Here is a 22,387-nt window from a genome sequence, read left to right on the forward strand (position 1 = left end):
AATATAATAGAATATATAACGAAGTTTGTGATTTTAGTGACCGAACTAAATTATATTTATTGGAAGATAACGAAGATGAAAATAAGAGGACGGCAGAATATTTCTACCGACCTCTTTTATGGATTAACCGGCCAATGCTTTGATCACCGTCTCCATGGCCTGTTTTTCTAACTCACTGCGTTTCACACGCTGATTGGCGAGGGTTGTTCTCAGTACGCCAGCAATGACGATATGCTTAGGCTCTTGCCCCAGATCGCGCATTTCCAGCACTAATTTACCGACTACTCTGCACATCTCGCGGTACAGCTCGTCGTCTTTGGTCTGATTTCCCATATTCACCCGCTCGTCATTAACTCAAACCCACAGCATATATCACTCTGGTGAATTAGACAAAATCCAATGAAAATCAAACAAATGTCACAATTTTACTGGATCCGCTGAAGCCGATTTACCAGCTCGGCAAGGCTTCCGGCCTTCATTTTTTCCATCACCCGCGCCCGATGCACTTCAACCGTGCGAACGGCAATATTCATGGCATCGGCTATTTCCCGATTTATCAATCCCTTTGCAACCAGATTCGCCAGTTCTCGTTCCTTCGGTGTAAGTTGCTGATAGCAAGCAACAATTTCCTGTCGCGAAAAAGCCGCTGCCGAGGTCTGCAAAGCATTTTCCAGCGCAGCCTGTAGCGGCGCGGCTGAAACCGGCTTCTGTAAGAAATCGACGGCTCCGCGCTTCATTTGTTCAACCGCCATGGGCACATCACCATGTCCGGTAAGAAATACCACCGCCAGGGTGCTCTCGCGCTGACGCATTGCTTCATGCACGGCATGCCCATCCAGTACCGGCATGCGCATATCCAGCAGCAATACGCCGACCTGGTGCAGATCGGCCTGAGCCAAAAACGTTTCGCCCTGCTCCCAGCAACGTACCTCGTACCCCATACTTTCCAGTAAAAATGCACAGGCCTGAGTCACCGCTATATCGTCATCCAACAGATGAATTATTGCCACGAGGCCCTCCTTCCTGTGTTTGCTTAAAATGTAATGTCACCACTGCCCCCGCCATGCCGTCAGGCGCTGGGTGATTTTTGATGCTGATGTCGCCATTTGCATAGCGAACCAGTCGCTGACAAATGGCCAGACCGAGTCCCATCCCTTCCTTGCGGGTGGTCATAAAGGGCTGGAATGCCTGGTATAACTGCGCATCGTCGATCCCTCCGGCGTTATCCTGCACCAGAATGCGTACACCATGCTCCTCACTGTACGCGGAGAACCACACCGTTTTTGCCCCCGCCTGAGCCGCGTTTAGTACCAGATTAGCCAGAACCTGCTCCAGCAAAACGGTCGGCAGTGTAACCGTGAGCGAATTGTCGACCTGCGTTTGTAACATTACCGTCGGGAATTGCTGTGCCATGCGTAACAACTGCCAGACATGATGGATCGCATCATGAACGTTAATAGGCTCCCAGTCGTCGGTCATCACCGGATTTCCCTGCGCCTGACTGACCCACTGACGTAAATTGCGTAGCGTATCGGCGCCCCGCTGCGCCTGCGCGTCAATCTGTTCAAGGGCGGGTAACAACGGATGCTGCTGATCCTGGCCACGCAGACGAATCAGACAGCCCTGTGCATAGTGGCGGATAGCCGAAAGAGGTTGGTTAAGTTCATGAGCGAATCCGGACGTCATCTCGCCCAGCACACTCATTTGACGCGCGGTTTCCAGCGCCTGTTCCTGTTTGCGCAACAACACATTATTACGCTCAAGCAGTCTTCCGCGTCGGCGGACCAACAGCATGACCCATATGTAATTGAGCGTCAGCAACAACAGGACGATACCTGCAGCCCCCATGGCCAGACGATGTTGAATAAACCAGCTTTTGACATCCAGCCAGAGTTGGCGTTGCTGTGGATGCTGACGGACATCGCGCAGTAAAGCTTCTACTTCGCGGGTCGAGGCCGGCGCGCCCCAACGAAAGGCGGCGTTTTGTGGCGCGTTAAACAGTACCCGCGTCACGCGATCGGCCAGTTCATCACTGACCGCGGGCAAGGCAGCAAACGACCAGTCAGGATAGAGCGGCGTACTGGTTACGCAAGGAATTGACGTTGGATAGGTAATCACGGGCCTAAAGTCCGCTTTGCGGATTAGCCCTTCTTCATCCATTTTTTCCAGCAGACACACGGGCACAATCACCGCCTGAACCGCTTTTTCACGTAATAAATACAGCAAAGCATCAGCAGGAAAGCCGGTAAACGTCAGACGTAAATCACGCTCAGGGCGTAAACCGGCATCGCTGAGTGCTTTGTATCCCAGCAAATAACCGCCAAATGCCTGAGCATCAATGGCACCTACCGTTTTACCAATCAGGTCGTGTGCATTCACAATCCCACTGTCACGCCTGACGAGGACAGCACTGCCAATCACGTTGCTGGTTGCCTTTCCGCCGCGAGTGGAGCGTAATGATGCCAGCCAGCGAAGCGCTGCATGGCTGTTTAGCTGCACGAATTGCGCAGGGTTGGTGACCACAAACTGGACGGTTCCACGGTTAACCGCCTCCTGCATCTGCTGCAGGTCCAGCGGTTGAATATGAAACTGTTCACCCGGGATTTGCTGATTTAACAGAGTTTCCAGCGGTTGCCAGTGGGTACGTGTCGAGACCTCTCCACGCATCGCTAAAACACCCACATTCCACGAACCTGCCCATGCCACGCTGCTGAGCATCCACACGGAGGCCAATAGCGTCAGGCATCGAACGATGTTACTTCCCACTGAATTATCCCTGTCAATTATGTTGTTTTAGATCAACAACAAGCCGGGTATGTGGTTAACCACAATAGAGCTGCCCCTGCCACGATTTTTACACTGTAAATCATTGAGATTCTTTATTCATCACACGCAAATCAACGGCGTGACCAATGTTTCGTTGTTGCATCGTGACGGGAGAAAATATGGACAGCAGTAAACGGCAGTTTCTCCAGCAACTGGGCGTCCTGACCGCTGGCGCATCACTGGTTCCCCTGGCACAGGCCCAGTTTCCCTTTTCGCCTGAACGACATGAAGGATCGCCCCAGCATCGCTACGGCATGCTGGTCGATCTGCGTCGGTGTATTGGCTGCCAGGCCTGCACCGTGAGTTGCGCGATTGAAAACCAGACGCCGCAAGGTGAGTTTCGTACCAACGTGAATCAGTATCAGGTGCAACTTGAAGGCCAGCAAAGCGTCACCAACGTCCTGCTGCCGCGCCTGTGCAACCATTGTGATAACCCCCCTTGCGTGCCGGTGTGCCCGGTGCAGGCTACCTTCCAGCGCGAAGATGGCATTGTGGTTGTCGACAACACACGCTGTGTTGGCTGCGCCTACTGTGTGCAGGCCTGCCCATACGATGCACGGTTTATCAACCATGAAACGCAAACCGCCGATAAATGCACTTTTTGCGTTCATCGACTGGAGGCGGGCCTGCTCCCGGCCTGCGTCGAGTCGTGCGTTGGCGGCGCGCGCATCATCGGTGATATCAAAGATCCACACAGCCGGATTTCTCAAATGCTGCAGCAACATCATGACGCCATCAAGGTCCTGAAACCGGAAAGTGGCACCTCGCCGCACGTGTTCTATCTGGGCCTGGATGAGGCCTTTGTGACACCATTAATGGGGCGCGCCCAGCCCGCGCTCTGGCAGGAGGTTTAAATGAACCCTACCCTGATTATCGAAGAGATTCTGACGCATCCGCAGGACGTAAGCTGGTTACCCTGGGCTGTGCAATATTTCTTTTTTATCGGCATTGCCGCCTGCGCGGCACTGTTTGCCTGCGTGCTCCACTGGCGCAAAAAGGAGAGGCCGGAGTTAGAAAACCTCACGCTGCTGGTAGCCCTGACCTGCGCGATTACTGCACCGTTGGCACTGACGGCTGATTTACACCAGACGGCACGCGTCTGGCATTTCTATGCCTACCCGACACCGTGGTCATGGATGCCGTGGGGGGCGCTATTTTTACCGCTGTTTACCGGGTTTTTAGGACTGTGGTTTATAGCACAACATGTTAAGCGATTAACCGCTAAAAGTTACAGTGTCACTAAATGGTTGGCCGTGGGAAGTGCGTTGTCGGCTATTGGACTGTTGGTCTATACCGGTCGCGAGGTCTCTATTGTCGAAGCGCGTCCGATCTGGTTCAGCTACGCCTTCCCGGTAGCGATGTTCCTCAGTGCCCTGCAAACGTTCCTTGCCCTGCTTATCGCCACGGTGAAAAACGCAGGGACAACATTACCGCGCCAACTGGCATGGGGACAGATAGTCACGCTGTGCGCGCTGGCTATCGTGGTGGTGATGTGGGCAAGTGGCAACACGCTATCGGGGTCAGCGATTCGCCAGTGGCTGGATGTGGCGGCTTCTGCGCGGCATTACGCCATCGGCTGGATTGCACTTTGGGTTACCTCACTGGGTCTTTGCGCCCTGGTGTTACGCCATCCGTTATCACTGCCATTACGTATTTTGCTGGCAATAAGCGCAATGGCATTGTGCTGGCTGATGCGCTGGACATTACTCATTCAGGTACAGACCGTACCGAAATTTAACGCCCAGTTTAACCCCTATACCCTGCCCGGTGGCACTGATGGCTGGCTGGCCATTCTTGGCACTTTTGGCCTGTGGGTCGCACTGATCATTATGGTTCGTGAAGCCCTGAACGCGATCGCAAGGAGAATGCAACATGGCTAATTTAACTCGTCGTCAGTGGCTAAAAGTCGGTCTTGCTGTCGGGGGCATGGTGACCTTCGGCCTGAGTTATCGGGACGTGGCGAAGCGCGCGATTGATGGTTTGCTTGATGGAACATCAGGAAAAATAACCCGCGATCGTATCTTTGGTAATGCACTCATCCCCGAAGCACATGCCCAACCGCGCTGGCAACAGAACCCGCAGCAGGTGATCTCCATGACGCAGTGTTTCGGCTGCTGGACGCAATGTGGCGTGCGTGTCCGTGTTGATAACGAACAAGGCAAAGTGTTGCGTATTGCGGGCAACCCGTACCATCCGCTATCTCACGAACACCACATTGACTCCTCAGTTCCCTTTGCCACCGCGATGGAACAACTGGCGGGTGAAACCGGACTCGATGCCCGCTCCACCGCCTGCGCTCGCGGTGCAACGTTACTTGAAGGCCTGTACAGCCCACTGCGTATTCTGGAGCCAATGAAACGCGTGGGTAAACGTGGAGAAGGCAAATGGCAGCGCATCAGCTTTGAGCAACTGATCAAAGAAGTGGTGGAAGGCGGTAATCTGTTTGGCGAAGGCCACGTTGACGGCCTGCGCGCGATCCACGATCCCGATACGCCGATTGATGCCCGACACCCCGGTTTCGGCCCAAAATCCAATCAGCTACTGGTCACCAATACCAGTGATGAAGGACGTGATACATTTTTGCGCCGCTTTGCCCTGAACAGTTTCGGCAGCAAAAACTTCGGCGCACATGGCGCGTACTGTGGTCTGGCCTATCGTGCCGGGTCTGGCGCTTTGATGGGCGATCTGGATAAAAATACCCACGTGAAACCCGACTGGGATAATGTCGAATTTGCGTTGTTTATGGGGACATCTCCAGCACAATCCGGCAACCCGTTTAAGCGCCAGGCTCGCCAGCTTGCCAGTGCCCGTTTACGTGATGACTTCCGCTATGTTGTGGTTGCACCAGCTCTACCGCTAACGACAGTGCTTGCCGACGATCGTGGGCACTGGCAGCCCGTACGTCCAGGGACGGACTCCGCACTGGCGATGGGGATGATCCGTTGGATAATCGAAAAGCAGCGCTATAACGCTGATTACCTGGCGATTCCTGACATACAGGCCATGAAGCAGGCCGGGGAAAAAAGCTGGACCAACGCTACCCATCTGGTCATTACCGATGAAATTCCAACGCTCGCCGGTCAGCATTTAACGCTGGCGCATTTACGCGCAGACGCCGCCAACGAACCCACCGTCATTAACGAAGCCGGAGAGATTGTCGCCGCCAACAGTTGCCAACGTGCCCAACTGTTCATCTCCCGTGAAGTCACGCTGGCCGGGGGGCAAACGGTCACGGTAAAAAGTGGCTTCCAGTGTCTGAAAGAATCCGCTGAGAAACTGTCAATGGCGCAATACAGCCAGCAGTGTGGTGTTTCTGAGGCAGACATTGGCGCGCTGGCCGATGCTTTCACCCGTCACGGACGAAAAGCTGCAGTGATCACCCACGGCGGGATGATGGCGGGTAACGGTTTTTATAATGCCTGGTCGGTGATGATGCTTAATACGTTGATCGGGAACCTGAGCCTCGAAGGCGGCGTGTTCGTCGGCGGCGGTAAGTTCAACGGTGCAACTGACGGCCCGCGCTACAATATGGACAGTTTTGCCGGGAAGGTGAAACCTAAAGGTCTGAGCATTGCCCGCAGCAAGACAGCCTATGAGTCTTCCGACGAGTACCGCAACAAAGTCGCCGCCGGGCAATCGCCCTTCCCGGCCAAAGCGCCCTGGTATCCATTTGTCGCAGGCCAGCTTACCGAATTACTGGTTTCTGCACTGGAAGGTTATCCGTATCCGCTAAAGGCCTGGATCTCCAACATGACCAACCCGTTTTATGGGATTGCAGGCTTACGCGGTGTAGCAGAAGAAAAGCTAAAAGACCCTGCGCGTTTGCCGTTGTTTATCGCGATTGATGCGTTCATGAACGAAACAACCGCACTTGCGGATTACATCGTACCGGACACGCATAACTTCGAAAGCTGGGGATTCAGCGCCCCGTGGGCCGGTGTCGCCAGTAAAGCCACCACCGCCCGCTGGCCTGTGGTCAGGCCTGCTACCCGTCAGACCGCTGACGGTCAACCCGTCTCGATGGAGGCTTTCTGCATCGCGGTGGCAAAGCGCATTGGTCTCCCCGGCTTTGGCGACAATGCCATTTCCGATCCACAGGGCAACGTGTATCCGCTCAACCGCGCCGAAGATTATTATCTGCGCCTTGCCGCCAACATTGCCTTTATGGGCAAAGCGCCGGTGGCAGAGGCACGGGAAGAGGATATCGCGCTCACCGGGGTGCAACGAATTTTGCCGGTGATGACCCAAACGTTAAAAGCCGATGAGGTGAGTCGCGTAGCGTTTATCTATTCGCGCGGTGGCCGTTTTGCGCCAGACAACAGTGGTCGGGTCGATAACCGCGTCGGTAATGCGTGGGAAAAACCGCTGCAAATCTGGAATGCGGATGTCGCTGCACACCGTCATGCGATTACCGGTGAACGCTACAGCGGCTGTCCGGCCTGGTATCCTTCGCGACTCTCTGACGGACGTTCAGTGGAGGAACTATTCCCTGAGCAGGAATGGCCACTGAAGTTGATTTCATTTAAATCGAATACCATGTCCAGCGCGTCGGCCGTGATCCCCCGGCTGCATCATCTTAAGCCAGTCAATCTGGTGGCGCTTAACCCGCAGGACGGCAAGCGCTATGGTTTATCTCACGGCGATACCGTTCGCATCACCACGCCAGGTGGGCAGGTTGAAGCGCAAATCAGCTTACTGCATGGCGTGATGCCAGGGGTAATCGCGATTGAGCATGGCTATGGGCATAAAGAGATGGGCGCTGCGCAGCATACGCTCGACGGTGAGCCGATGCCGTTTGATAAAAAGATAAAGTCGGGAATCAATATCAACGATCTGGGTTTTGCGGATCCGACACGAAAAGTGGCCAACACCTGGCTGGATTGGGTTTCAGGAGCCGCTGTGCGCCAGGGGTTGCCAGCGAAGCTTGAACGAGTGTAACTCGGGTGCCGGATGGCAACGCTAACGCGTTTATCCGGCCTACAGCACATCGTAGGCCGGGTACGGCATAAACGGATCAATTATTAACCGGGATAACCGCGCCTTTATATTTGGTGCGGATCCAGTCCTGGATCTCTTTTGAGTGCAGCACATCAACCAGCGCCACGATATCCTTTTTCTTCTCATCACCGCGATGAACGGTAATGATATTGGCATACGGGTTGTTTTCACCGCTTTCTACGGCAATCGGATCTTTCACCGGATCCAGCCCGGCGTCGATGGCATAGTTGGCGTTAATCACGACCGCATCCCCTTCTTCATTGTTATACATTTGCGGTAACAGCGCTGCTTCAACGTTAGGTAAGAACTTCAGCTTTTTCGGGTTCTCTACGATGTCGCTAATGCGCGCCGTCACTTTATCCACACCCGGCTTCAGCTTGATCACGCCCTCTTTTTCAAAAATCGACAGAATACGACCTTCTTCAGATACCGCATCACGCATGATCACCTTGCCACCTTCCGGCAGATCTTTCAGTGACTTCACCTTTTTCGAATAGATACCAATCGGCTCAATATGAATCGCCCCTGCGCTAACGAAATCATAGGATTTGTCGCCAGCATGATCTTTAATCACGCTATTCAGGTACGGGATATGCTGGAAATAGTTTGCATCAATCTCGCGACCCGCCAGGGCGGTGTTCGGCAGAATGTAGTCCTGGAATGGTTTAATCTCCAGGTCTATCCCCTGCTTCGCCAGAATCGGCTTGGCCTGCTCAAGGATCTCCGCATGGGGTACGTTTGACGCGCCAACGGTCAGCGTATCAGCCCAGGAAGCAAAGCTCAGGGCGCTTAAGGTTGCTGCTGCGAGTAATGTCAGTGATTTTTTCATGATGATGGTTTCCGTATTTTATTAGCGTTTATCTAACAGAGAGGTGATCACATCGCCGCAAAGCTGAATGATGAAGACGATGAGCAGAATCGTGACCGTCGCCACCAGCGTGACGTCGCTGTGGTTGCGCTGGAATCCTTCCAGATAAGCCAGGTTCCCTAAACCACCGGCACCAATCACCCCCGCCATCGCGCTGTAGCTAACCAGAGCAATCAGCGTCACGGTGATCCCGGACACCAGAGCGGGTGAGGATTCCGGCAGTAAAACCCGAAAAACAAGCGTCGTCAGACGTGCGCCCATCGAGCGCGTCGCTTCAATAACGCCTTTATCTACTTCACGCAGGGCGATTTCGACCAGGCGTGCGTAAAAAGGTGCAGCACCCACAATCAACGCGGGCAATGCGGCATTTGCACCGAGAATGGTGCCAACGATCGTTTTGGTAAAAGGTATTAACAACACGATCAGAATGATGAACGGGATCGAGCGGAAAATATTGACCACCAGCGAGATCGCGCTATACAAGGCGCGGTTCTGGAATAGTCCACCGCGCGCGGTCAGGAACAGCGCCATCCCGAGTGCAATCCCAAGGACAAACGTTGCCGCGCCAGAAAGCGCCGTCATGTAAAGCGTTTCCTGGGTCGCTGCCAGCAGTTGGTCCCACTTCAGATGGGGAAACAGATCTTCAGGCATGTTGAATCACCTCGCCTTCAATGTCGCTGTGGCGCAGGTCGGCCAGAATATTGCTGAGTTGTTCTTCGCTAGCCACAACATGCACCCAAAGCTGCCCGAACACGCCATGCGCGGTTTGCGTCATCTTGCCGTGCAAAATGTTAAACGGCAGGCCATAGCGCAGGGTTAATTCCCCAACAACCGGCCGGTGAGTGCGCTGCCCGGTAAAAGTTAACTTGATCACGACACCGCCCAGTTCGCTTGCCAATTGCGGATTAAACTCCTCTTCTTCGGTGTATTGGCTCACCTGCCGCACAAACTGTCGGGTAATCGGCTGCTGCGGATGGGTAAAGACAGTAAGTACATCGCCCTCTTCAACCACCCTGCCGTTTTCCATCACCGCGACGCGATCGCAGATTTTGCGCACCACATGCATCTCGTGGGTGATCAACACGATGGTTAATTTGAAGCGACGGTTAATATCGAGCAGTAACTCCAGAATCTGATCGGTGGTTTGCGGATCCAGCGCCGAGGTGGCTTCGTCACACAGCAGGACGTCCGGATTGTTCGCCAGCGCACGGGCAATCCCTACCCGCTGCTTTTGCCCACCACTCAGTTGGGACGGATACGCATTTTCGCGACCGCTCAGACCGACAAGGGTAATCAGCTCGGCCACTCTCGCCTTAATCATCGCTTTCGGCGCACCGGCAATTTGCATAGAGAAAGCGATATTTTCACTGACGGTGCGTGACCACAGTAAATTAAAGTGCTGAAACACCATGCTGATTTTCAACCGTGCCTGACGCAGCGATTCCCCGCGTGCGGCAGAAATATCGTGGCCGTTAATGGTCACGCTGCCGGACGAGGGTTTCTCCAGACCATTCAGCAGGCGAATCAAGGTACTCTTCCCTGCACCACTGTAGCCAATGATCCCGTAAATCTGCCCCTGCTCAACCGTCAGGTTGACATCATCGACAGCGGTAATGGAAAGCCTGCCTGGCGTAAACACTTTCGAAATATTTTTCAGGACAATCATGTCGTTTGGGTATCCGCTGCTGCTTATTGTTATCCTGCTAGTGCTTTTAGCTGTTTAGCAGTATGGATGTCCAAATGAGTGTAATCAGCGAGATGGTGTTTTAAAATGAATTAAAACGAATTTGATATAACTTTAAGGAATATCCATACCGCAACAAGAGACTCAGTCCGCGTTCACTTCCACATCCGAGTGGGCTGACAGCATGAAAAATTCTTCTGAAATATTTACTCACTGATTTTTAACTGACCAAACCGTGGTTATTTAAAACTGAATCGAGAAAGCCAACACCTTTATAAGAAGCGTTCAAAAATTGCATCACTGAGATATGACAATCATCACAAACTATAGCCCCACAAGTGTAAGCATATAAGAACTAATAAAATGAAAATGTCTTTTTACCCTGCGTGATAATTTGGTTTTGCTTCCGGTTTACAGCATGATCTGTGATTCATTTCACCACATGTCAACATTACTCTAAATACAATTCAACGAAATACACGGAGGCTTTAATGTTTAAAGAAGAAAGGCGCGCCACTATTCTTAACTTGTTGATCAAAGATCATAGCGTAAGCGTAAGTAAACTTGCCGTTCTTTTTAATGTGAGCCAGGAGACTATTCGTTCAGATCTTTATTATTTTCAGAAAACAGGAATGCTGGTGCGTTGTTACGGTGGTGGTATTGTTAATCGTCAAGCATTAAGCAAACTTATTACTGAAAATAAAATAGATATCTCCGGCACTATAGCAACTCCGGCAAACAAAGATATTCGCTTAAACAAAGAAGGGGCTAAAATGTCGGGCAAAGTTTGTATTTTAGGTTCATTTAATATTGACGTATCCGCCACTGTGCCGTGGCTGCCTCAGAGCGGTGAATCTATCCTCGCAAGCCAGTTCGGTTTTTATCCGGGAGGAAAAGGTGCCAACCAGGCTCTGGCCGCAAATAATGCGGGTGCTGATGTCCATTTTATTTTTAAAGTTGGCAAAGATCAGTTCAGCGCTTTCGCGCTCAATCATATTATTCAATCGGGCATCAACTCTTATTGTGCCTATCAAACCGATGATGCCCCCACCGGGAGTGCACTCATTTATGTTTCAGCGGAGGATGGTGATAATATCATCGCCATCTATCCCGGCGCTAATATGACGCTGAGCAAACAAGAAATTAATGAACAGCAGGGTTATATCTCTGAAGCCGATGTCCTGCTGATGCAACTGGAGACGAATATCGATGCTATTGAAGAGTTCGTGCGCCTGGGTAAATTAGAAAACAAAACTATCATTCTTAATCCAGCCCCCTATACTAAAAATATCCACCATTTATTATCTTCCATCGATATCCTGACACCTAATGAAACCGAGGCTTCATTTTTGTCAGGTATTACCATTACCGATATTGATGATGCAAAAAAAGCAGGGAATATCATTCTGCAGTCAGGCGTTAAGAAGGTCATTATCACTCTTGGCGCGCAAGGATCATTGCTGTGCGAACATCACCGAACGTTGTTTATCCCCGCCTGGAGTGCCGTCGTCAAGGATGCCGCGGGCGCGGGTGACGCATTTAATGGCGCACTGGCCACCTCACTTGCCCGAAAATCGGACCTTGTGTCAGCCATTCAGTATGCCTCTGCTTTTGCTTCACTGGCAGTAGAACAAGAAGGCGCATCGAGCATGCCGCAACATGAGCAGGTACTGCACCGAATGCGCACTCAATCGCATGAAATTGTTAATATCAAATAATAGGATATCAGTATGAAAATTTTATTTATCGGTGAGTCATGGCATATTCATATGATTCATTCTAAGGGATATGACAGCTTCACATCCAGTAAATACGAAGAAGGTGCTGACTATCTCTTATCCTGTCTGCGCCAGCAGAATATTACTATCGACTATATGCCAGCGCATATTGTACAAACCCGTTTTCCGCAAACCGTAGCGGAACTCGACGTATACGACGCGATCGTGATTAGTGATATTGGCAGCAATACCTTTTTGTTGCAAAACAAGACCTTTTATCAGATGAATATCATCCCGAATGCGTTAGCGCTGATTAAAGAATATGTCTCCAATGGCGGCGGTCTGTTAATGATTGGCGGATATCTGTCCTTCACCGGCATTGAAGCTAAAGCGAATTATAAAAACACCTTGCTGGCCGACGTTTTGCCTGTCGAAATGCTGGACTATGACGATCGCGTTGAAATTCCAGAAGGATGCAGCCCAATCAACACTGATGAACGGCATGTCATTACGCAAGATCTGACGCAGTGGCCCCCCTTACTCGGTTATAACAAACTGCGCGCCAAAGTAAACGCGACAACGCTGGTCAAAATAAATGACGACCCGCTATTAGTTCTCGGTGAATACAATAAAGGGAAAGTCGGTTGTTTTGCCAGTGATTGTGCGCCGCACTGGGGTAGTCCACAATTTATGCAATGGGAACATTACACGCCATTTTGGTGTAACGTTCTGCAATCAATTAAAAAATAAGCGTCTGTCTGCAGGTGATTATTGAATCACCTGCCCTTTTCTCTCTGTATCGGTTAAAAATATGCAAAGCCACTACAAATATGGTGAAATGTTTTACGATGGCATATTAACCAGCTATCGTATCTACGGCGATCCGGCATCTTCATTAATGCCATTAATTATTTTACATGGCGGCCCATCAGGCGGTTTTGATTATCTGTTAAATTATCACCAACTGTCTGATGATGGACGCATGGTGGTATTTTACGATCAATATGGCTGCGGTCGTTCCACGCATTTCCCGCTGGCGGAGGCCTCATTCTGGACAATAGAACGCTATCTTCAGCAACTCCAGCAATTAATCTGCCATCTGAATATTGGCCAGCGATATTCATTACTCGGACACTCCTGGGGAGGCATGCTGGCAGCAGAGCATGCCTGCACGCAGCCGGAAGGATTAGGTGGTGTGATATACGCTAGCTCTCCTGCCAGCATCCCACTTTGGCAAAGTGAAGTCCTGCGACTGTTTAAAGAACTCACGGCTGGCGCGGATACAATGCCAGACGATGTCATTATGCAGGCAAAAATCTATCAGCATCCGCCTGAGCAGCTTATTGCCTATTACGCCAGGCATGTTTATTCCCTGCAGCAAGAACCGCTGCATATTCAGCGTGCTAATGCGCAATTCGCCGCCGACCCCACGGCTTACCACATTTTGTGGGGCGCCAATGAGCTGGCGGTCAATGGCATGCTGGCACAGTGGGATATCACCGATTCATTGCACAAGATTCAATGCCCTGGATTAGTCCTTCATGGCGAGCACGATCAGGCGACATCGCAGGTCGTTCAACCGCTTATTACCCATATAACCCATTGTCGGGGCGTCACGATTCCTGACAGCAGCCATAACCCGCATGAAGAAAATACCGGGCCTTGCCTCACTGCGGTCCGTGCGTTTTTACGCGCCCTTGATTAACACGAATTGAGGTGTTTACTATGAGTAAAATCAAAAAGTTATCTCTTACAGATTTGGTGCTGTACGGGCTGGTATTTATGGTTCCGATCGCGCCGGTTTCTCTCTATGGTGTCGTCTATAACTTATCTCATGGCATGGTCGCGCTGGTGTATATTATTGGCGCTATCGCGATGTTTTTTACCGCCCACAGCTATTCAACATTGTCAAAGCACATCTCCTCCTCCGGGTCGGCTTATACCTATGCGGGCGTGTGCATCAACCCCGCGGTGGGTTTTCTCACCGGCTGGATTTTGCTGCTGGATTATCTGTTATTCCCTACGCTGGTTGCCGTGCTGGGCGGTGTTGCTGTTCATGCCATACTTCCGCAAATACCGATTTGGGTGTGGCCGTTAATTTATGTGGCCATCGGAACGGGCATAAACTATTTGGGAATACAACAAACGGCTAAATTCGACAAGCTGCTGGTCTTTATTCAACTCGGTATTCTGGCCATTTTTGTGGTGCTGATTTTGCGTCTGCTGATGCTCGATAGCAGCCATGTGTCATTCTCTTTCAAACCCTTTTTTGACTCTCAGTGGTTTACGCCTGGCTTAATTGCTACCGCTATCTCTGTTGCGGCACTCAACTTCCTCGGGTTTGATGCCATCAGTACCTTAAGCGAAGAAAGCGAAGGCGGCGGAAAAGCGGTCAGTAAGGCAACTCTTCTCGCCCTGATCCTGGCCACCGTGCTGTTTATTATTGTGGTGACGTTTGCCGCATTCGCCACCGGCAAAATAGACAGCTTTGCCGACGGCACTGAAACAAACGAAGCCTTCTTCACGATTGCAGGTGATGTTGGCGGTATCTGGCTTAAAGTCGCATTTTCTATCATCGTGGCGTTCGTTTGCGCGGTCGGCAATATCATTACGGCACAAACCGCCGTATCCCGCGTTCTGTTCTCTATGGGGCGCGACAAAATGTTGCCCACATTCCTGGCGCACGTACACAATAAAAGAAAAACACCTGACTATGCCATTCTGTTCACCGGGGCTGTGACACTCTTTCTTAGCTACCTGTTTTCCGGGAAAATTGAATCCATATCCACCCTTGTTAACTTCGGCGCGCTTTTCGCCTTCTTTGTGGTAAACCTGTGTGTCTTTGTGCTCTACAACGTAAAGATGAAAGAACATCGTCGCCTTTTCCCTCACGTGATCTCTCCTGTGCTGGGCATGGTCGTCATCGGTTATGTCTGTATGAATATGAACATTCACGCGCTGACGCTGGGGGGCATCTGGTCTGTCATCGGCCTGGCGATTCTGTGGTATCGGAAAGCGCATAAGCAGGACATCAATATCGATCTTGAGGGGCGAAAGCTACTCGACTAAGTCGTCTGAATACTGAGTTTGCAACAGGTTATTTTTTCTTGTTGCGCAACACCGCCTGACGTTGGGCGGTGTTTTGTTAACCAACCTGAAACAATTTAATGCAGATTCTTTGTTAAACTGCACAGAACTCTTTTGAAACGCTGTTTCCATTTTCCTTTTTGATAATTTTCAGCGTATAATGCGCGCCAATTGTCTCTTGAATGGTTTCAGCACATTGACCTGTAAAACTCAACGACTACAAAACTCACCATCCCGTTGGGCTGAAACGCAAGCACACATTCCTCTGCACGCTTTATCGATGTCACCTATTCTTAGAGCGAGGCATCACAACTTTCGTAACTCAGGTTTAGCTTTCCATCCGTGCGCGATGGAAGCCAGATTTCCATATCCTTCTCAACTTAAAGACTAAGACTGTCATGAAAAAGACGAAAATTGTTTGCACCATCGGTCCGAAAACCGAATCCGAAGAGATGTTATCCAAAATGCTGGACGCGGGCATGAACGTCATGCGTCTGAACTTCTCCCACGGTGATTACGCAGAACACGGTCAGCGCATCAAGAATTTGCGCAACGTCATGAGCAAAACCGGTAAAAAAGCTGCAATTCTGCTCGACACCAAAGGTCCGGAAATCCGTACCATTAAACTGGAAGGCGGCAATGACGTTTCTCTGAAAGCGGGCCAGACCTTCACTTTCACTACCGACAAATCTGTTGTCGGCAACAACGAAATCGTTGCTGTTACCTACGAAGGCTTCACTAAAGACCTGTCTGTCGGCAACACCGTACTGGTTGATGATGGCCTGATTGGCATGGAAGTTACCGCTATTGAAGGTAACAAAGTTATCTGTAAAGTGCTGAACAACGGCGATCTGGGCGAAAACAAAGGCGTTAACCTGCCAGGTGTTTCCATTGCCCTGCCAGCACTGGCTGAAAAAGACAAACAGGACCTGATCTTCGGTTGTGAGCAAGGCGTTGACTTCGTTGCGGCCTCCTTTATCCGTAAACGTTCTGACGTCGTTGAAATCCGTGAGCACCTGAAAGCACACGGCGGCGAAAACATCCAGATCATCTCCAAGATTGAAAACCAGGAAGGCCTGAACAACTTCGACGAAATCCTCGAAGCGTCCGACGGCATCATGGTTGCTCGTGGCGACATGGGCGTTGAGATCCCGGTTGAAGAAGTTATCTTCGCGCAGAAGATGATCATCGAGAAATGTATCCGTGCACGTAAGGTCGTTATCACTGCGACCCAGATGCTGGATTCCATGATCAAAAACCCACGTCCGACCCGCGCTGAAGCCGGCGACGTTGCGAACGCCATCCTCGATGGTACCGATGCCGTTATGCTGTCTGGTGAATCCGCGAAAGGTAAATACCCGCTGGAAGCTGTGACCATCATGGCCACCATCTGCGAACGTACCGACCGTGTGATGACCAGCCGCCTGGACTTCAATAATGACAGCCGTAAACTGCGCATCACTGAAGCGGTGTGCCGTGGTGCTGTTGAAACTGCAGAAAAACTGGATGCTCCGCTGATCGTCGTGGCAACCCAGGGCGGTAAATCTGCACGTGCTGTGCGTAAATACTTCCCGGATGCAACCATCCTGGCGTTGACCACCAATGAAACTACCGCTCGCCAGCTGGTGCTGAGCAAAGGTGTCGTTGCACAGGTTGTTAAAGAAATCACCTCTACTGATGATTTCTACCGTCTGGGCAAAGAAGTGGCGCTGGAAAGTGGTCTGGCACAGAAAGGTGACGTCGTTGTTATGGTTTCCGGCGCACTGGTTCCGAGCGGCACGACCAATACGGCATCTGTTCACGTGCTGTAATAATTCCATCGCGAATTAATTTGCTTAAAAAGCGCCCTTGCGGCGCTTTTTTTATTTTCTTGATAGCCACGATTAATAAAAAATCAAATCGGATTTCACTATCTAATCCGAGATTATCTAAGATGAATCCGATGGAAGCTTTCTGTTTTCTCTCGGGTTTTTAGCTGTTTTTGCACAATTCGATGCTTCTTTGAGCGAACGATCAAAAATAAGTGCATTCCCATCAAAAAAATATTCTCAACATAAAAAACTTTGTGTAATACTTGTAACGCTACATGGAGATTAACTCAATCTAGAGGGTATTAATAATGAATCGTACTAAACTGGTACTGGGCGCGGTAATCCTGGGTTCTACTCTGCTGGCAGGTTGCTCCAGCAACGCTAAAATCGATCAGCTGTCTTCTGACGTTCAGACTCTGAACGCTAAAGTTGACCAGCTGAGCAACGACGTGAACGCAATGCGTTCCGACGTTCAGGCTGCTAAAGATGACGCAGCTCGCGCTAACCAGCGTCTGGACAACGCAGCTACTAAATACCGCAAGTAATAGTATCTGTGTAATAAAAATGGCGCACATTGTGCGCCATTTTTTTTGCCCGTTATTTCCTTCCCTGTTACTGCGTTGTGCGCATCTGCGCATCCTCCCCTGGCGCACCGTTCTGCGCTGATTTCACTTCTGGTCCATTGGCAACGACAGGTGTCTGCCCGGCACTAACGGTCACGGGATAACCCGCACGACGATACAGAGCTCTCTCAACCAGACTGTTATCGACAGCCTTATTCTCTTTGAACTGATTAAAACCTACCGGTAATACATAGGGCATGGTCTGAACGTTTTGTTCCTCTTCCGGTGACAACGGCCTGTGCACCTCAACATAGCGCATACCATTTGGCTCAACGGAGTACTTTATCGGCTCGTTGATCACTCTGACAGGCGTACCTGGTCGCACCTGCTCGAACAACGCTTTGATATCCGGCGCGTTCATACGGATACAGCCAGAGCTTACGCGCAGGCCAACACTGTCAGGAGCACTAGTTCCATGGATAAGGTATTCACCATTTCCATGCGCCAGACGCAATGCAAAGCGTCCTAACGGGTTATTTGGCCCCGCAGGTACTACCGGCGGTAATGTTATGCCGCGCTCCAGAGAGCGCTTACGGATGCCCGGTGTAGGTGTCCAGGTAGGATTGGGTATTTTCTGCCCAACACGGGTTTCCATCACCGGTGTTTCCAGCCCCTGCAAACCAATGCCAATAGGGAATACCTGAACAATATTTTCTCCCGGCGGGAAGTAATACAAACGCAGTTCCGCCAGATTCACAATAATGCCTTCGCGTGGCACATCCGGTAGCAATAATTGCGAGGGAATGGTAATCAGGGTTCCAGGTCTGGGTACGGGGGCTATGGTGTTATTTGCTTCAAGGATAAGCATGGCAGCGGTGTCAAAACGCCGGGCTATCGCCTGGAGATTCTTATCGCCTTCCTGCACGGTGTAGGTTTGATTTTGCCCAACAAGACGGCTATTCGCCGCAGGCAACGGATAATCGACCGCCCAAGCGGCCTGTATAGCGCTGTAAGCGCCGATCAGCATTAACGTAATAATAGACGCGCGTTTCATACTCACTCACCCCCCTGGCGTTATTGCCGGATGACGGCAAGCGTCCGATCCGGCCTACGAGTCATTGCGGTGCCTTTCACGGAATCATTCCAGTCAGTCTGAAAGATGACGTGTTTTATCAGTTTAGCTAAGAGTTGCGGCTTTGGTGCGGATCGCCCGTATCATCGCTTCCAGTCCTTGTGAACGGGAAGGTGTGAGATGTTGTGCGAGCGCCATTTTTTCGAACCACGGACGCACATCAAAATTCACAATATCCTGAGCCGTCATCCGGTCATACAAAATGAAGACGACGGCGATAAGTCCTTTCACAATTGCCGCATCACTGTCGCCCTGCAATTCAATAATACCTTCAGCATTCTGCCGCATAACAATCCATACCTGACTTTGACATCCCTGAATGCTATTTTCCGGGCAGCGATCGTCGGCATTTAATTCCGGCAGCCGCTGACCCAGTTCAATGATGTACAGGTATTTCTCTTCCCAATTAGCGCAACGCAGAAAATTACGCAACAGTTTTTCTTTATCCGGTAGCGCAGCCATAATGCCTCCCTGTTATCCCAACAAGTGATGAATACGCTTGAGTCCCGTCACCAGGCGATCCACTTCTTCATGGGTGTTATACATGGCAATGGAAGCCCGGCACATCGCGGGAACGTGATAATAAGCCATCAACGGCATCGCGCAGTGATGCCCTGTACGCACGGCAATTCCATAGTTATCAAGAAAGCTACCAACGTCATACGCGTGATGTTTGCCCAGGTTAAAGGCGATCACGCCTAAACGATTTTCCGGGCCGTAGAGCGTCAGATTAGGTACCTCCGCCAGTTGCTCCAGCGCATAACGCATCATGAACTGCTCATATTCACTGATTTCAGTCAGCCCCAGCGCGCTAACATATTCAATGGCCGCTCCCAGACCGATAATCCCTCCGGTGTTCGGCGTTCCGGCTTCAAAACGCCAGGGGGCTTTGGCCCACGTCGTTCCCTGACTCAGACTGACGGTTGCTATCATCGAGCCACCGCCTTCCCACGGCGGCATTTCCTGCAGCAGCGATTCTCTGGCATACAGCACGCCAATGCCGGTGGGTCCATACAGCTTATGTCCGGAGAAGACATAAAAGTCACAATCCAGTGCCTGCACGTCCACCGGGTGGTGCATGACCGCCTGCGCGCCATCTACCAGCACTTTTGCGCCGTACTGGTGCGCCAGCTCAATCATCTCCGGCAGCGGGTTTTCCGTGCCCAGGACATTCGATACGTGGGTAATGGCCAACAGTTGAGTACGGTCGTCAAACAGCGTCGGCAACGTTTCCAGTTGCAACGTCCCGTCGGCATTCAGTGGGATAACACGCAGTTCCGCACCTACACGGGCGCACAGCATCTGCCAGGGGACAATATTGGCGTGGTGTTCCATTTCACTGATGATGATGTTATCACCCGCCCGGACATTGCTACTGCCCCAACTGTTCGCCACCAGGTTGATGCCCTCCGTCGTGCCGCGGACAAACACCAGTTCTTCGGCAGAACGTGCGTTAATAAACAATGACGCCAGCTTGCGTACATTCTCCATTTTTTCCGTCGCCTGGGCACTGAGCGTATGAATACCCCGATGGACTGCCGCATAGCCATGCCGATAAAACTCAGCCTCAGCATCAATCACCTGGTTGGGCTTTTGCGCACTGGCAGCACTGTCGAGGTAAGCCAGCGGTAAGCCGTTGACCTCACGCGTCAGGACCGGAAAGTCCGCCCGTACTTTTTCAATGGGAAATGTCATGCTACGCCTCCCGGTAGGCGTTGGGCTATCCGCGCCAGTACCTGTTGTTTCAGCGTTTCATCGCTCAGGGCTTCCGTCAGCTCAGCGGCAAACGCGTAGAGAATCATCTGTTGGGCATCCTGCTGGCCAATCCCACGCGAACGCAGATAGAACATCTGTTCATCGTCGATCCGCCCTACCGTCGCCCCATGGCTGCATTTCACGTCATCAGCGTAGATTTCCAGTTGCGGCTTGGTGTCCACTTCTGCCAGTTTACCGAGCAGTAAATTATTGTTCGTCATCTGACCGTCAGTTTTAATGGCATGCTGCGCCACGTTAATCAGGCCATTAAACACCGCACGGCCTTTATCGCTGACAATCGTTTTATGTAACTGGCGGCTGTTGCAATACCCCTTATTGTGTTCAAGCCAGGTTCGGGTATCGCAAACTTCATTTTTCACCGGCATCGCCAGGCTGTTAAGGCGCAGCGTGCTGTTCTCCCCGTTAAGCTGGGTACTGGTGTGATGGCGTAATACCGCACCACCGAGTAAGAAGCTGTAACTCATCGCCGTCGCATCTGCCCCTAACTGGATATCGTTATGCGCGAAATGGTGGCTAACCGGATTCTCAAACGCCAGTTTGATATGGTGCAAATGGGCATTTGCCGCCACGTTCATCGTTAAGCGTGCGCCGGTAAAATGTCGATGCGCATTCAGGCTAACATAGTGCTCAATGACGGTAGCTTCTGCGCCTTCAGCCAGTTCAAGATGGTGGCGATAGTGCGCGGTATTCACCTCATCACCCGCCAGCCCCTGGGTGATGTGCATCAACAGCAGCGGTTTCGCTGGACGTTGATGTCGTTTGACCTGTATGTGCGTGACGCTGCGTGAAAGGCTTTCGGTCAGATGCAGGAACACCTCTGGTTGGATAGCCGCAGGGAGCGCCTGACGCGCATCATCAACGGTAATGTCAAAGCCGCTGCCGTCAATGCTGTCGCTAAGTGCCTCGCAGTACTGACCGTCAACAAACACCAGACGTAGGGCATCAATAGCGCAGCTCAGCGCGTCGCACTGTGCTGACGTTATTGCAGAAAAACGGCTGACAAACTGGCTGTTGGTTAACCCTTCCAGCGGCGTATATTTCCAGTCCTCATGTTTACGCGTCGGCAACCCCAGCCGCAACATCTGTTGCAGGTGTTGTTGCGCATGCTGTGAGCGACGCTCACCCTGCGCTTCAAACAGATGGTGCCACTGCTGGAGCACGTTACTGCTGTTCACTAAGCCAGCCATACCCTTGCTCCTCCAGTTGTTTAACCAGCGTAAAATCACCGGACTTCACAATGCGCCCCTGGTAGAGAACGTGGACGTAATCGGGTTTGATATAGTCGAGGATTCGCTGGTAGTGGGTGACAATAACAAACGAACGCTTTCCGTCACGCAATGCGTTCACGCCATCTGCCACGATTTTCAGCGCATCGATATCCAGACCAGAGTCAGACTCATCAAGGATGCACAGCTGGGGTTCCAGCACCGCCATTTGCAGAATGTCATTACGTTTTTTCTCACCACCGGAGAAACCCACGTTCACCGAACGGGTGAGCAAATCTGCCGGCATCTTCAGCAATGCAATTTTCTCTTCCATCAGGTCCTGAAAGTCAAACCTGTCCAGCGACTCTTCGCCACGGTAGCCGCGCACCGCATTCAGTGCCGTTTGCAGGAAAAACTGATTGCTGACGCCGGGGATCTCCACTGGATACTGAAACGCCATAAAGATACCTTCACCAGCCCGGTCTTCCGGTGACAGTTCCAGCAAGTTCTTACCGTTAAATTCAACCGTCCCGCCCGTGACTTCATAATCTTCTCGTCCGGCGAGTGTCGCAGACAACGTACTTTTCCCGGAACCGTTCGGCCCCATAATGGCGTGTACTTCCCCGGGGCGAATCTCAAGACTCAGCCCACGCAGGATCGCCTTATCTTCCACACTGACCTGTAAATCTTTAATGCTTAACATGTGCTTTCCTTAAATT

21 protein-coding genes are annotated in these 22,387 nt (G+C 51.3%); 10 read left to right on the forward strand and 11 right to left on the reverse strand.

The annotated features are described in order from the left end of the window. Nucleotides 1-123: 123 nt before the first annotated feature. From fumD to ttrS, 3 genes are all read right to left on the reverse strand, one after another. On the reverse strand, nt 124-333 hold the full coding sequence (fumD, locus tag NNO03_RS05960) for a fumarate hydratase FumD (RefSeq protein WP_271449136.1): 210 nt from the start codon (nt 331-333) through the stop codon (nt 124-126). Nucleotides 334-425: 92 nt separating this feature from the next. Then, on the reverse strand, nt 426-1,010 hold the full coding sequence (ttrR, locus tag NNO03_RS05965; RefSeq protein WP_271449064.1) for a tetrathionate respiration response regulator TtrR: 585 nt from the start codon (nt 1,008-1,010) through the stop codon (nt 426-428). After that, nucleotides 985-2,718, reverse strand: a complete 1,734-nt coding sequence (gene ttrS / locus NNO03_RS05970; RefSeq protein ID WP_271449137.1) for a tetrathionate respiration histidine kinase TtrS — start codon at nt 2,716-2,718, stop codon at nt 985-987. Before ttrS ends, ttrR begins: the two co-directional genes overlap by 26 nt. A 227-nt stretch (nt 2,719-2,945) precedes the next feature. Here ttrS and ttrB point away from each other — a divergent pair, with 227 nt between their 5' ends. The 3 genes from ttrB to ttrA are packed head-to-tail and all read left to right on the forward strand — an operon-like array spanning nt 2,946 to nt 7,764. After that, entirely contained in the window at nt 2,946-3,680 is a 735-nt protein-coding gene (gene ttrB, locus NNO03_RS05975; protein ID WP_005122827.1) for a tetrathionate reductase subunit TtrB, read from the forward strand. Further along, nucleotides 3,681-4,706 (forward strand): tetrathionate reductase subunit TtrC, encoded by a 1,026-nt coding sequence (ttrC, locus tag NNO03_RS05980; RefSeq protein WP_271449065.1) that lies wholly within the window; start codon nt 3,681-3,683, stop codon nt 4,704-4,706. Then, on the forward strand, nt 4,699-7,764 hold the full coding sequence (ttrA, locus tag NNO03_RS05985) for a tetrathionate reductase subunit TtrA (RefSeq protein WP_271449066.1): 3,066 nt from the start codon (nt 4,699-4,701) through the stop codon (nt 7,762-7,764). Before ttrC ends, ttrA begins: the two co-directional genes overlap by 8 nt. Before the next feature lie 76 nt (nt 7,765-7,840). Here the strand turns inward: ttrA and NNO03_RS05990 are convergent, their stop codons facing one another. From NNO03_RS05990 to NNO03_RS06000, 3 genes are read right to left on the reverse strand one after another with little or no spacing between them, the layout of a single operon-like run. Beyond that, a complete protein-coding gene (locus tag NNO03_RS05990; protein WP_048211834.1) occupies nt 7,841-8,653 on the reverse strand; it encodes a MetQ/NlpA family ABC transporter substrate-binding protein in 813 nt (270 codons plus the stop codon). A 21-nt stretch (nt 8,654-8,674) separates the two neighbouring features. Next, entirely contained in the window at nt 8,675-9,343 is a 669-nt protein-coding gene (locus NNO03_RS05995; RefSeq protein WP_271440792.1) for a methionine ABC transporter permease, read from the reverse strand. Then, nucleotides 9,336-10,358 carry a methionine ABC transporter ATP-binding protein gene (locus tag NNO03_RS06000; protein WP_271449067.1) on the reverse strand — a complete coding sequence of 341 codons (1,023 nt, stop codon included), beginning with the start codon at nt 10,356-10,358 and terminating at the stop codon, nt 9,336-9,338. The genes NNO03_RS05995 and NNO03_RS06000 overlap by 8 nt, the downstream gene beginning before the upstream one ends. Before the next feature lie 509 nt (nt 10,359-10,867). On the opposite strand from NNO03_RS06000, the gene NNO03_RS06005 reads away from it, so the two are divergent. From NNO03_RS06005 to lpp, 7 genes are all read left to right on the forward strand, one after another. After that, nucleotides 10,868-12,094, forward strand: coding sequence for a PfkB family carbohydrate kinase (locus NNO03_RS06005; RefSeq protein ID WP_271449068.1), 1,227 nt, complete (start codon nt 10,868-10,870; stop codon nt 12,092-12,094). Between the two features lie 12 nt (nt 12,095-12,106). Beyond that, the gene (locus NNO03_RS06010; RefSeq protein ID WP_271449069.1) at nt 12,107-12,844 is read left to right on the forward strand and encodes a glutamine amidotransferase; all 738 of its coding nucleotides are present in this window, start codon (nt 12,107-12,109) and stop codon (nt 12,842-12,844) included. 61 nt (nt 12,845-12,905) lie between these two features. Continuing rightward, on the forward strand, nt 12,906-13,799 hold the full coding sequence (locus NNO03_RS06015) for a proline iminopeptidase-family hydrolase (RefSeq protein WP_271449070.1): 894 nt from the start codon (nt 12,906-12,908) through the stop codon (nt 13,797-13,799). A 20-nt stretch (nt 13,800-13,819) separates the two neighbouring features. Continuing rightward, nucleotides 13,820-15,163 (forward strand): APC family permease, encoded by a 1,344-nt coding sequence (locus NNO03_RS06020; RefSeq protein ID WP_271440787.1) that lies wholly within the window; start codon nt 13,820-13,822, stop codon nt 15,161-15,163. A gap of 214 nt (nt 15,164-15,377) precedes the next feature. Further along, nucleotides 15,378-15,572 (forward strand): hypothetical protein, encoded by a 195-nt coding sequence (locus tag NNO03_RS06025; protein WP_245163452.1) that lies wholly within the window; start codon nt 15,378-15,380, stop codon nt 15,570-15,572. A gap of 7 nt (nt 15,573-15,579) precedes the next feature. Further along, nucleotides 15,580-16,992, forward strand: a complete 1,413-nt coding sequence (gene pykF / locus NNO03_RS06030; RefSeq protein WP_137383325.1) for a pyruvate kinase PykF — start codon at nt 15,580-15,582, stop codon at nt 16,990-16,992. A gap of 308 nt (nt 16,993-17,300) precedes the next feature. After that, nucleotides 17,301-17,537, forward strand: a complete 237-nt coding sequence (gene lpp / locus NNO03_RS06035) for a murein lipoprotein Lpp (RefSeq protein WP_003029373.1) — start codon at nt 17,301-17,303, stop codon at nt 17,535-17,537. Nucleotides 17,538-17,604: 67 nt separating this feature from the next. Here the strand turns inward: lpp and NNO03_RS06040 are convergent, their stop codons facing one another. From NNO03_RS06040 to sufC, 5 genes are all read right to left on the reverse strand, one after another. After that, on the reverse strand, nt 17,605-18,609 hold the full coding sequence (locus NNO03_RS06040) for a L,D-transpeptidase family protein (protein WP_271449138.1): 1,005 nt from the start codon (nt 18,607-18,609) through the stop codon (nt 17,605-17,607). Between the two features lie 123 nt (nt 18,610-18,732). After that, entirely contained in the window at nt 18,733-19,149 is a 417-nt protein-coding gene (gene sufE, locus NNO03_RS06045; protein WP_271440786.1) for a cysteine desulfuration protein SufE, read from the reverse strand. Nucleotides 19,150-19,161: 12 nt separating this feature from the next. Beyond that, nucleotides 19,162-20,382, reverse strand: a complete 1,221-nt coding sequence (gene sufS / locus NNO03_RS06050; protein ID WP_271440785.1) for a cysteine desulfurase SufS — start codon at nt 20,380-20,382, stop codon at nt 19,162-19,164. Further along, on the reverse strand, nt 20,379-21,650 hold the full coding sequence (gene sufD / locus NNO03_RS06055; RefSeq protein ID WP_271449071.1) for a Fe-S cluster assembly protein SufD: 1,272 nt from the start codon (nt 21,648-21,650) through the stop codon (nt 20,379-20,381). The genes sufS and sufD overlap by 4 nt, the downstream gene beginning before the upstream one ends. Beyond that, nucleotides 21,625-22,371: a Fe-S cluster assembly ATPase SufC gene (gene sufC / locus NNO03_RS06060; protein ID WP_271440783.1), complete on the reverse strand. Its 747-nt coding sequence runs from the start codon at nt 22,369-22,371 to the stop codon at nt 21,625-21,627. The genes sufD and sufC overlap by 26 nt, the downstream gene beginning before the upstream one ends. Nucleotides 22,372-22,387 lie beyond the last annotated feature (16 nt).

The organism is Citrobacter sp. Igbk 16, from assembly GCF_028069755.1.
Taxonomy (GTDB): domain Bacteria; phylum Pseudomonadota; class Gammaproteobacteria; order Enterobacterales; family Enterobacteriaceae; genus Citrobacter.